General features: G+C 67.5%; 11 protein-coding genes. 5 read left to right on the plus strand and 6 right to left on the minus strand.

All coding sequences use genetic code 11. The features are described from left to right. Positions 1-27 precede the first annotated feature (27 nt). The 6 genes from WMN78_RS15365 to WMN78_RS15390 all read right to left on the minus strand — a co-directional run bounded on the left by WMN78_RS15365 (position 28) and on the right by WMN78_RS15390 (position 6,526). On the minus strand, positions 28-1,173 hold the full coding sequence (locus WMN78_RS15365) for a cysteine desulfurase family protein (protein WP_340534595.1): 1,146 nt from the start codon (positions 1,171-1,173) through the stop codon (positions 28-30). A gap of 7 nt (positions 1,174-1,180) precedes the next feature. After that, the gene (gene nadC, locus WMN78_RS15370) at positions 1,181-2,125 is read right to left on the minus strand and encodes a carboxylating nicotinate-nucleotide diphosphorylase (protein WP_340534596.1); all 945 of its coding nucleotides are present in this window, start codon (positions 2,123-2,125) and stop codon (positions 1,181-1,183) included. Beyond that, the gene (locus WMN78_RS15375) at positions 2,122-3,882 is read right to left on the minus strand and encodes an L-aspartate oxidase (RefSeq protein ID WP_340534597.1); all 1,761 of its coding nucleotides are present in this window, start codon (positions 3,880-3,882) and stop codon (positions 2,122-2,124) included. Before WMN78_RS15375 ends, nadC begins: the two co-directional genes overlap by 4 nt. After that, positions 3,879-5,204: a quinolinate synthase NadA gene (gene nadA, locus WMN78_RS15380; RefSeq protein ID WP_340534598.1), complete on the minus strand. Its 1,326-nt coding sequence runs from the start codon at positions 5,202-5,204 to the stop codon at positions 3,879-3,881. Before nadA ends, WMN78_RS15375 begins: the two co-directional genes overlap by 4 nt. Further along, positions 5,201-5,911 carry an NUDIX hydrolase gene (locus WMN78_RS15385; RefSeq protein ID WP_340534599.1) on the minus strand — a complete coding sequence of 237 codons (711 nt, stop codon included), beginning with the start codon at positions 5,909-5,911 and terminating at the stop codon, positions 5,201-5,203. The genes nadA and WMN78_RS15385 overlap by 4 nt, the downstream gene beginning before the upstream one ends. A 144-nt stretch (positions 5,912-6,055) precedes the next feature. Continuing rightward, the gene (locus WMN78_RS15390) at positions 6,056-6,526 is read right to left on the minus strand and encodes an Lrp/AsnC family transcriptional regulator (RefSeq protein WP_340534600.1); all 471 of its coding nucleotides are present in this window, start codon (positions 6,524-6,526) and stop codon (positions 6,056-6,058) included. Between the two features lie 173 nt (positions 6,527-6,699). On the opposite strand from WMN78_RS15390, the gene WMN78_RS15395 reads away from it, so the two are divergent. The 5 genes from WMN78_RS15395 (at position 6,700) to WMN78_RS15415 (ending at position 11,522) form a co-directional block, all read left to right on the plus strand. Further along, positions 6,700-8,085, plus strand: coding sequence for an amino acid permease (locus WMN78_RS15395; RefSeq protein ID WP_340534601.1), 1,386 nt, complete (start codon positions 6,700-6,702; stop codon positions 8,083-8,085). Between the two features lie 281 nt (positions 8,086-8,366). Further along, positions 8,367-9,323: a thiamine pyrophosphate-dependent enzyme gene (locus WMN78_RS15400; protein WP_425341160.1), complete on the plus strand. Its 957-nt coding sequence runs from the start codon at positions 8,367-8,369 to the stop codon at positions 9,321-9,323. Next, entirely contained in the window at positions 9,316-10,368 is a 1,053-nt protein-coding gene (locus WMN78_RS15405) for an alpha-ketoacid dehydrogenase subunit beta (RefSeq protein WP_340534603.1), read from the plus strand. Before WMN78_RS15400 ends, WMN78_RS15405 begins: the two co-directional genes overlap by 8 nt. Next, positions 10,361-10,690, plus strand: a complete 330-nt coding sequence (locus WMN78_RS15410) for a biotin/lipoyl-containing protein (protein ID WP_043482513.1) — start codon at positions 10,361-10,363, stop codon at positions 10,688-10,690. The genes WMN78_RS15405 and WMN78_RS15410 overlap by 8 nt, the downstream gene beginning before the upstream one ends. 4 nt (positions 10,691-10,694) lie before the next feature. After that, positions 10,695-11,522, plus strand: coding sequence for an alpha/beta fold hydrolase (locus tag WMN78_RS15415; protein ID WP_340534604.1), 828 nt, complete (start codon positions 10,695-10,697; stop codon positions 11,520-11,522). Positions 11,523-11,537 lie beyond the last annotated feature (15 nt).

Below are 11,537 nucleotides of genomic sequence, written 5' to 3' on the forward strand. Positions count from 1 at the left end.
GCGGACGCAGCCGGTTGGCGCAGGCAGTTAACGGATGCCGAGCGCCAGCACGCTTCCGACGGCGTTCCTAACGGCTGCTGCCGCTTCGTGAAGTTCCGCCGCGGTCACCGCTGCATCAAAGCTGAACCGGACCGCCGTATGGGCGACGTCGGAGGGAATGCCCATCGCGAGCAGCACCGGCGAGGCGGCATCGGAGCCGGCAGCGCAGGCGGATCCGCTGGAGCACACCACGCCTTGCCGTTCCAGTTCAAGGAGCACTGATTCGCCGCTGGTTCCGGGGAAGCAGAATGAAGCCACCGACGGCAAACGCTCCGCGGGGTGTCCCGTCAGGTGCGCGCCGGGCACTCCGGCCAGGACTTCGCGGATGAAGTCGTCCCGCAGGGCAGCAACGTACTCCTGGCCGGGCCGGTCGAGCCCCAGCGCGGTGGCCAGTGCCACGGCGCCTGCAACATTCTGGGTTCCGGAGCGACGGCCGCGTTCCTGCCCGCCGCCATGAAGCAGTGGTTCAATGCGGGTGCGGCTCCGCACGAACAGCGCCCCGTTGCCTTTTGGTGCGCCCAGTTTGTGGCCGGAGATGCTCATGGCGTCCACCCCGAGGATTTTCGTGTCCAGCGGCAGCCAGCCCGCGGCCTGGACAGCGTCTGTATGGAACGGGATCCCCCGTTCGCGGCTGAGGGCAGCGAGCTCCCGGATTGGCTGGATCGTTCCCACTTCGTTGTTCGCGTACATCACGCTGACCAGTGCGGTCTCCGGGCGGAGGACGGCAGCGAGGGCTTCGGGCGTGACTTGCCCGAAGCCGTCCACCGGGACGACGTCAACGGAGAAGCCGTGGAACCGTTCGAGGTACCGGGCAGATTCCTCCACGGCGGGATGTTCGACGGCGCTGATCACCACGCGGTTGAGGTCCGGGTCTGCGGCCTGCCGGGCCAGGGCGATGCCCTTGACGGCGAGGTTGTCAGCCTCCGTGCCGCCGGAGGTGAAGGTGATCTCCGCGGGCCGGCAATTCAGCGCCATGGCAGTGGCAGTCCGGGCGCCCGCGAGCGCCGTGGCCGCGGACTCCCCCAGTGAGTGGTGGCTCGACGGGTTTCCGAAGTCGCCGGTGAGGTACGGCCACATGGCTTCCAGCACTTCGCGGCGGACCGGAGTGGTGGCCGCTGCATCCAGGAAGATCATGGCGGGTTCAGCCCACCGTCGGTTCAAAGTCCGGCGACTCAATATCCAGCAGCTCAATGTCGAGGCCCAGGTCGAGGGCGATGACGCTGTGGGTGAGGCCGCCGATGGAAATGACGTCCACTCCGGTGGCGGCGATCGCTGCCACCGTTCCAAGGTTGACGTTGCCGCTGGCTTCCACCCGGGCCCGCCCGGCCACCAGTGCCACGCCGGCCGACAGGTCCTCAAGCGTGAAGTTATCCAGCATGATGGTGTCCACTCCGGCGGCGAGTACCGGTTCCACCTGCTCCATCCGGTCCACCTCAACCTCAAAGTGGGTGGTGTGGCCGAGTTGCGCCTTCGCCGCCCGGAGCACGGTGGTCAGCTTGGCCGGATCCCCGCCGGTGATCACCGCAAGGTGGTTGTCCTTGACCAGCACGGCGTCGGACAGGCTGAAACGGTGGTTGGCGCCGCCGCCGCAGCGGACGGCGTAGCGCTCCAGCACGCGCAGGCCGGGCGTCGTCTTCCGCGTGTCCGTGATCCGGGCCCTGGTTCCTTGGACCAGGTCCACGAATTCTGCTGTCCTGGTGGCGATGGCGCTCATCCGCTGGACCAGGTTCAGTGCCACGCGTTCCGCCAGCAGCACTGCCCGGGCATTGCCGGTCACCCTGGCCAGCGGCGTGCCCGGACCGAACCTTTCACCGTCAGCCACCAGCAGTTCGACGGCGGCGTCCGGGTCCGTGAGTTTCATGGCGGCGGCAAATACGGCTCCCCCGCTGAGGACGCCCGGGACACGGGCGTTCAGCACCGCCGTCGCACGCGCCTGCGCAGGGATGAGGACCTGCGAGGTGATGTCGCCGTAGGGGGCGTCCTCGGCGAGCGCAGCGCGCAGCACCCCCAGCACGGCGGACTCGGGAAGGCTGCCGGTGAGCTCGACGGCGGCCACGGCCGGCTTTTCCTGGGCGGTGGTGGTCATGAGGAAATCCTTTGCATCGAATGGGTTGGGGCTGGCGCCGGGTCCGTATCGGCCCGGTAGTGGGCGCCCACGGATGCCGTCCGCTTCCGGGCGGCCGCCACGAGCAGGCGTGCGGCGAGCAACAAGTTGCGGTCCTCGTGCCCGCGCGGGTCAGTCACGTCGGTGCTGCCGACGGACTTCTCCCACTCGGCCAGCTGCGCGGCTGCGGCGTCGAGTTCCGGCCCCGTGCGCAGCACCCCGGCAGCACTAGTCATCAGCCGCCGAAGAGCATCCCGGGAAAACGACCCCGGTACAGGCACAGTCTTAACAACACCTTCGGGCACCGCCGCTGAGGCTGCTTCCCCGCACGCAAGGCCGCGCTGCCCGCCGTCGTTCGAGGGCGTTCCGGAAGCGTGCGTCAAGGGGAGGCCGCCAGCGGCCGAGACAGCACGCGGAGCAGTGCCGGCGGGCGACACCCACCCGGCGTCGCCAGCAAGGAAAGACTCAACGGCGCGCCGGCCGAAAACCAGCCCTTCGAGCAGCGAGTTGCTGGCCAGCCTGTTGGCGCCCTGGGCGCCGGTGCAGGCCACCTCGCCGGCTGCGTAGAGACCCGGGACGGAAGTCCGTCCGCCCAGGTCGGTGGCCACGCCGCCCATCCAGTAGTGGGCAGCCGGGGACACCGGAAGCGGTTCGGCGGTCCAGTCGAAGCCCGCCGCAGCCGTGGCCGCGCTGATGGTGGGAAAGCGGCGCGCCAGGAAACCGGAGCCCTTTGCGGCTTCAATCCCCCGGGCATCCAGGAACACCGGGCTGTCGGCCGGCGCCCCCGTCCGGGCGAGGTGCAGCGCGATGCTGCGGGAGACGACGTCGCGCGGTGCCAGTTCGGCGTCCGGATGGTAGTCCGGCATGAAGCGGCGGCCCTCTGCATCCATCAGGAGCGCACCTTCGCCGCGGACGGCTTCGGACACCAGCAGGGGCGGCGGGCCGCCCGCCGATTCGGGCATCGCCATGGTGGTGGGGTGGAACTGGAAGAATTCCAGGTGATCCACCGCAGCGCCTGCACGCCAGGCCAGTGCCAGGCCGTCCGCGGTGGCAACGGAGGGGTTGCTGGTGCGGGCGAAGGTCCTGCCCGCACCGCCGGTGGCGAGCAGCACGCCCACGGCAGGCATGCTTTTGAGTTCTCCGTTTTGCAGGTAGTTCACGCCGCTCACCCGGCCGTCCGCCGTCGTCAGTTCCGTGACGAAAGCGCCGGCTTCCAGCCGAAGCTGGCCGGACACCGCCCGTTCCAGGACGGCGGCGATCAGTCCGCGGGCAATCCGGGCGCCGGTGGCGTCCCCGCCGGCGTGCAGGATGCGCGGCGCTGAGTGGGCAGCTTCCAGCCCCAGCGCGGTGTTTCCGCGGGCATCGGCGTCGAAGGTGACTCCGAAGCGCCGCAGCCCGGCGATGTCCTGTGCTGCCTCCGTGCAGAGGATCCGAACGGCGTCGGTGTTGTTCAGTCCAGCGCCGGCTGCCAGCGTGTCGGCGATGTGGGCCTCCACGGAGTCACCGGGGGCGGCTTCGCCGGGTTCCAGCACGGCCGATACGCCGCCCTGCGCGTAAAACGTGTTGCTGTGCTCCAGCTGCCCCTTGCTCAGCAGGACCACTTCCGCCGCAGCGCCACCGTCGGCGTCGGCGGCCAGCAGCGCTGCGTAAAGCCCGGCAATTCCGCTGCCCACCACCACCAGGCGGCGCCGGGCCTCGTTCGGTGCCACGCCGCGGGTGGCCACTGCCGGCGTGGTCACGGCCGCGCCGCCAGCATCCGCTCGAGGGCCACGCGCGCCGGAGCGGCAACGTCGTCGTCCACGGTGATGCGGTTGAGCACTTCGCCGTTGACCAGCGCCTCCAGCACCCACGCGAGGTAGCCGGGGTGGATCCGGTACATGGTGGAGCACGGGCAGATCACCGGGTCCAGGCAGAAGATGGTGTGCTGCGGGTACTCCGCCGCCAGCCGGTTCACCATGTTGATCTCGGTGCCGATGGCGAAGGTGGCGGGTTCCGTGGCCGCGGCGATGGCCTTCCGGATGAAGTCGGTGGACCCGGCGGAATCGGCGGCGTCCACAACCTCCATGGGGCACTCGGGGTGCACGATCACGTTCACGCCCGGGAACTCGGCGCGGGCCTTTTCAATCTGCCCCACGTTGAAGCGCTTGTGCACGGAGCAGAAGCCGTGCCAGAGGATCACGCGGGAATCGAGCAGGGTCTGTTCGTCGTTGCCGCCAAGTTCCTTGCGCGGGTTCCACATGGGCATCTGCTCCATCGGCACGCCCATGGCCTTGGCCGTGTTGCGGCCCAGGTGCTGGTCAGGGAAGAACAGGACCCGCTGGCCGCGCTGGAAGGCCCATTCGAGCACTGTGGCGGCGTTGGAGGACGTGCACACAATGCCGCCATGTTCCCCGCAGAACCCCTTGAGCGCCGCGGAGGAGTTCATGTAGGTGACCGGGATGACCGGTACCCGGCCGTCGGCGTCTGGCTCGGTGCCGTAGAGCTCTTCCAGCTGTTCCCAGCACTCGGTCACGGAGTCGATGTCCGCCATGTCCGCCATGGAACAGCCGGCTGCGAGGTTCGGCAGGATGACCGCCTGGTCGGGTTGGGACAGGATGTCCGCGGTCTCGGCCATGAAGTGGACACCGCAGAAGATGATGGCCTCGGCGTCGGGCCGGGTCAGCGCGGCGTTGGCCAGCTGGAAGGAGTCGCCCACGAAGTCGGCGTACTCAATGACCTCGTCCCGCTGGTAGAAGTGCCCCAGGATCACGGCTTTCTCCCCGAGGGCCGCCTTGGCCGCCCGGATGCGGGCGTCCAGGTCGGCGTCGCTCGCCTTCTTGTATTCCTCCGGCAGCTGGCCCTGGCGCGGGGTGGCGGCAGGCGCGACGTCCGCGCTGGAGGCGCCCGGGCCGTAGGCGGGCACACCGGCAAGGGCCTCGGCGAGGTCGTAGTCCCAGGGCCCGCGGGCCAGCGCCGGGCTGCAGGTGGCCGCAGCTGTTGCAATGCCTGTGGCAGGGCCCGCGGCCCGCCGTTCGGCCTGTTCGCGAGTGATCAACTGGATTGCCGTGTTGACGCTGCTCATGGTGTGCTCCTGTTATCTGGGTCAAGGCCGGGGCGGCCGGTAAAGCGGTAGAGGCGGGGAGGGCGGTGTTTTCCGCCCTGCAGGTATTCGCCGGTTTCTTCGATTTCCGGCGTGGACTTGAGCTGGCGGCGGAAATTCGCCGGATCCAGCTCGCGGTCCAGGACGGCTTCGTAGACCTCCCGGACCTGGGCCAGGGTGAAGTACTCCCCCAGCAGGTGGTACGCCACCGAACCGTAGGCCAGCTTGTTCCGGAGGCGCCCGAGGGCGTAGTCCACGATGGCGTTGTGGTCGAAGGCCAGGTCTCCCAGGCGGTCAGCCCGGAACCACCTGACGTTTTCGGACTCGTCGGCGAGCGCGGCTTCCGTGGGCTGGACCAGCGCCCAGTACACGATGGACACCACGCGCTGGGTAGGAGAGCGGTGCAGGCCGCCGAAGGCGTAAAGCTGCTCCAGGTAGTTTGGGGCCAGCCCGGTGGTTTCCCGCAGGTTCCGCGATGCGGCGTCCTGGAGGGACTCGGCGTGTGTCAGCGGACCGCCGGGCAGCGCCCACAGGTCCTTGAACGGCTCGCGGATCCGGCGCACCAGCGGCAGCCACAGCGTGGGCCGCCCGGACCTCTCACTGGGGCGGAGGGCGAAGATCACCGTGGAAATGGCGAGCGACGGCGGCGCGGACTGCCGTTCCGCAACATTGGCAGAGCTCGTGTACACGGCGGTTCACCCCGCTTTCCTTGCGCCTTAGCGGCGCCTTTGGCTTCAGCTGGCGGTCCCGCCCACGGGCCCTTCGGCTAGTTATAGTCAATATGACTAGAACTAATGGTACGACTGCGGGTCGCCCAGGCAAAATGCTTCAGGTCACATTGCGGCGGCAGCCTCGAGCAGCGGCAGCGTTCGGCCTTGGAAGTGCGTATTCAGCACAATCACGGATGAGGACCTCAGCACCGTCTTTGTGGCGATCATGGCATCCAGAACCCGCTGCAGGTCAGGGTTGGACTGTGCCACGATCCGTGCCATCAGGTCCGAACTGCCGGAAACGGTGTGAATTTCCGTGAGTTCAGGAATGCGGGCCAGCGCTTCGACCACCGCGTCATGGCCCAGGTCCTGGTTGATGGTGAGCGAGCAGAACGCCACCACGGGGTAGCCGAAGCGGGACGGGTCCGGCTGGGGCACCCACGAACCGATGACCCCGCCGGCGGTCATCCTGTCCAGCCGGGACTGGACCGTGGCGCGGGCAATCTTCAGGACCCGCGAGGCTTCGAGCACCGACGCCCTGGGCGAATCGGTAAAGAATCGGACAATTTTGGCGTCTGTCGCGTCCACATTCATTGGTCTTCTCCCAGATCCGGCGTCTAGTCGTACAAATAGCCCTTACATCTCGGCAATTCGGCTGCAAACTGCCACCATGCTCTCATGAAAGCTGTGCGGAAAGGCCTGCGCGGGACGGTAAATTCAATATGTCCCAAAAGGACCAAACACCGACCATAAGAAGGTTCGCAAGCATGACGATGAAGTCCACCGCAGAGCGCCCATCCACTTCGCTCGGCCACAGCATGAAACCCCGCCAGCTCACCATGATGGGGCTGGGGAGCGCCATCGGGGCCGGACTGTTCCTAGGGTCGGGGGCGGGTGTCCAGGCCGCCGGGCCGGCCGTACTGATCTCCTACCTCGTGGCCGGCACCCTGATCATCCTGGTCATGTGGGCCCTGGGCGAGATGGCCGCCGCCAACCCGAACAGCGGGGCGTTCTCCGTCTACGCGGAGAAGGCCATGGGCAGGACCGCCGGCGCCACAGTGGGGTGGCTATGGTGGCTGCAGCTGGTGGTGGTCATCGCGGCCGAGGCCCTCGGCGCCGCCGGCCTGCTTTTCTCGGTGTGGCCCGTAGTTCCCGTGTGGGTCCTGGCCCTGGTGTTCATGGCCGTGTTCACCGCCATTAACCTGGCGGGCGTGAACAACTTCGGCGAATTCGAGTTCTGGTTCGCCATCCTCAAGGTGGCCGCCATCCTGATGTTCCTGGGCATCGGCACAGCTCTGCTCCTTGGCCTGCTGCCTGACGCACCAAGCCCCGGCCTGGGCAACATCACCGGCAACTTCGCCCCGGCAGGCCTCGGCGGAATTGCCACCGCACTCTTCGTTGTGATCTTCGCGTTCGGCGGCACTGAGATCGTCAGCGTTGCCGCCGCCGAGACCGAGAACCCCCGCCACAGCGTGGGCCTGGCCATCCGCACCGTTCTCTGGCGGATCCTGGTGTTCTACATCGGCTCCGTTTTTGTCATTGCCGCCGTCCTGCCGGCAACCTCCGAATCCCTTGCCTCGCCGTTCGCCGGCGTCCTCGACACCGCCCGGATCCCGGGAGCCGGCACGGCCATCACCCTCGTAGCAGTCATCGCGCTGCTGTCCGCCCTCAACGCAAACCTCTACGGCTCCTCCCGGATGATCTATTCCCTGGCCAAACGCGGTGAAGCCCCGCTCTTCCTGTCGAAGCTGAACAAGGCCAGGGTGCCGATGGTTGCCGTGGGCGTATCAGTGGCCTTCGGCTTCATCGCCGCCGTGCTGGAGCTCCTCTTCCCGGAACAGATCCTGCCGGCGCTCTTCCAGCTGGTGGGCTCAACCTGCCTCATGGTCTGGGGCTCCGCCCTGGTGTCCCAGCTGATCCTGCGCCGCAGGGCGGACCGCGACGGCACTGAGCTTCCCCTGCGGATGAAGGGTTTCCCGGGCCTGACGATCTTCGGGCTGGTCCTGCTGGCACTGATCTTCGCCGTAGGTTTCAGCAGCGCCGAGAGCAGCAGGCAGCTCTTCAGCACCATCGCTCTGGTGGCCGGGATTGCCGCCGCCTGCTGGATCGGCGCCAAGGCTGCAGCGTCGCGCCAGGGCAACCCCACCAAGTAGGGAACCGGCAAGCAGCCCGACCGAGCAGGACCGCCGGCGCCGCTGTACAAATTGCCAAGCAGGACGGCTCAACCCGTGGCAGCTTTCCGCAATCTGATGAGTGAATAATGAACTGATTGCCCAGCCTCCCGCGGGTGACTAGGGTCACAGCCATGGATACCTCGCCTTACCCCGCCGCTGGCAACGACGCCGGACAGCTGTCGGGACCACTTTCCGAACAGCTGTCCGGCGCGCCCGCCGAACCCCTTACCCCCGTGCAGCTCCGCGAACTGTATTCGCTGATGGCGGCCGTCCGGCATCTGGACACCTCAGCCATCGCCTGGCAGCGGCAGGGGCTCATCCCCGGCTACGCCCCCGAACTGGGCCAGGAAGCCGCCCAGGTGGGAAGCGGCTACGCCGTGGACACTGCCCGCGACTTCGTCTTCCCCACGTACCGCGAAATGGGGGTGGCCCGGGCCATGGGAGTGGACATGGTGGCGTACATGTCCACCCACAAGGCCACCTGGCACAGCGGACTCTACAACCCGCTGGAATCCCGGCTGGCTCCGATCCAGGCCGTGGTAGGCGGGTCGGTGCTCCACGCCGTGGGCTGGGCGCACGGGCAGACGCTGGATCAGAAGGACGGCGTGGCCATGACGTACTTCGGCGACGGCGCGTCGTCCCAGGGTGATATCCATGAGGCCATGAACTTCGCGGCAGTCATGAAGGCTCCTGTCGTCTTTTTCGTCCAAAACAACGGCTGGGCCATCTCGGTCCCAACGGAACGCCAGGTAGCCGGCGGCTCCGTGGCGGCCCGCGCCGCCGGCTACGGCATCCCGGCCCTGCGGATCGACGGGAACGACGTCGTTGCCGTCGTCGAGGCGACCCGGCGAGCTTTCGCGCACGCCCGGGCCGGCAACGGCCCGGCACTCATCGAGGCCATGACCTACCGCCGCGGCCCGCACTCCACTTCCGATGATCCGGGCCGGTACCGTTCGCTCAACGAAGAGCGCGACGACGCCGGGGAAGACCCGCTTGAGCGTTTCCGGAAGCGTCTGCTCGCCGACGGGGTCGCCGACGAGGCCTTCTTCGCCGAAACCCTGGCGGCCGCCAAAGCTGAAGAAGATCACATCCGCACCGGCATCCAGGCGCTGGGTTCCCGCCCAGGCACCGAAATGTTCGACCTGGTCTTCCAGGAAACCACGCCTGCGCTGCAGGCCCAGGCAGCCAGCTGGCGCGAGGAGTCCGAACATGTCTAACGCCATCCTAGAAAGCGGGGCCGCCATGGCCGACCGTACTCCACGCCACGGAGTTGAACAGCTTTCCATGCAGCAGGCCCTGAACCGGGCCCTCGACGAGGTGCTTGCCGAAAACCCCAAGGCGCTGGTCTTCGGTGAGGACTGCGGACGGCTGGGCGGCGTGTTCCGCGTAACGGACGGGCTCCAGGCGAAGTATGGCACCGGCAGGGTGTTCGACACCCCGCTTGCCGAGTCCGGCATCCTGGGCATGTCCGTGGGCCTGGCGATGGCCGGCTTCCACCCGATCCCCGAGGTCCAGTTCGACGGCTTCGCCTATCCTGCGATCAACCAGATCGTCTGCCAGATAGCCCGGATGAACTACCGCAGCCGCGGCACCATGCCGATGCCCGTCACGCTGCGGGTTCCCAGCTTCGGCGGCATACGCGCCCCCGAGCACCATGGCGAAAGCCTCGAGGCGCTGTTCGCCCACGTACCGGGCCTGAAGGTTGTCTCGCCGTCGAACCCGCATGAGGCCTACCACCTGCTCAAATACGCCGCCACGCGGCCGGACCCGGTGATCTTCATGGAGCCGAAGTCCCGTTATTGGCAGAAGGGCGAGGTCGACGTCGCCAGCCACGATGCCGACGGCGGCTCCCCCACCGGTGCGAAGGTCATGCGTGAAGGCCGGCACCTCACCCTCATCGCATGGGGCGCCATGGTGGCGCGCTGCCTGCAGGTGGCAGAGCTGGCTGCCGAGGACGGAATCGACGTTGAGGTCCTGGACCTTCGCTGGCTCAAGCCGATCGACGAAGCCGCCTTGGCCGCGTCCGTGCGGAAGACGCGTCGCGCCGTCGTCGTCCATGAAGCGCCGCTGACTTCCGGGCTTGGCGCCGAAGTGGCCCAGCTGATTACGCAGGCATGCTTCGACACCCTCAAGGCTCCCGTGGAGCGCATCACCGGCTTCGACGTCCCGTATCCTTCCGGCGACCTTGAGGACGAATACATCCCGAACATTGACCGGATCCTCTTTGGCATCCAGCGAGTATTGGAGTACCGCCGTGGCTGAAATTTCCTTCCCGCTTCCCGACCTCGGCGAGGGCCTGATCGAGGCGACCGTGCTGGAATGGCTGGTTTCGCCCGGCGACCAGGTGGAACGGAACCAGCCCCTCGTCGAGGTTGAAACCACCAAATCCGCTGTTGAACTGCCCAGTCCGCAGGCAGGTAAAGTGGTGCGTATCCACGGCGGGCCCGGTGACAAGATCAATGTCGGCGAGCCCCTGATTGTGTTTGAGGTGCCGGACAACACTGCCGGCATCGTAGGCACGGTCCCGAAGGAAGAGGCACCGAAGCGCCGGGTCCGCCTGAGCGCCGTACTTGATGAGGACTGACACCATGAGCGGCAGGCACACCGGCGAGCAGCACCACCACACTGTGGAGGGCACCGACCCCCAGCTTTACGTGGAGGTGCACGAGCCGGAAACCGACGCCGGCCTTCGGCCCGTCCTGCTGCTGCACGGATTTTCCTCCTCCACCAAGCTCAACTGGCAGGACACCGGTTGGCTGGCCGCGCTGCTGGAAGCCGGCCGCCGCGTCATCACCGTGGACCTCCCCGGACACGGCCGCAGCGGCGCCCCGGAAGACATGGACTCGTACAGCCCCAGCAGGATCCGCGCGGACCTCCTGCAGGTGGCGTTCGACGCCGGCGTCCGTCCTTTGCGGGACGGCGATCCCGCCAGCGGGGTCGATGTGATCGGCTATTCCCTGGGGTCCCGCCTCGCCTGGGAATTCGGCGCCACCCAGCCGGAGCTGGTTCACCGGCTGGTGCTTGGCGGACCCAACATCGCGGACCCGTTGGCGGCCTTTGACCTGGTGGCCGCCCAACGATACCTGGCGGACGGCACGCCCATCGCGGACGAGTCCACGGCCGGCCTGCTGAAGATGGCCCTGGGGCTGCCCAGCAACAATGTCTTTGCGCTGCTGTCGCTGGTGGAAGCGATCAAGGGTGAGCCCTTCGACCCGGCCGAAGCCGTCCCGCATATGCCCATGCTGCTCGTGGCCGGTGAGAAGGACGACCGCGCCGCAACCATGCCCGAGCTCGCTGAACTGGGGGCCAAAACAGGGGCGCTCGTGGAGCAACTACTGATTCCGGGCCGCAACCACAGCAATGTGATCACCAGCAGGGCGTTCAAGCAGGCAGCAACGGAGTTCCTGGGCGTTTAGTTCCGGCAAAAGAAC

It is taken from the genome of Arthrobacter oryzae (assembly GCF_037911235.1).
GTDB lineage: Bacteria > Actinomycetota > Actinomycetes > Actinomycetales > Micrococcaceae > Arthrobacter > Arthrobacter oryzae_E.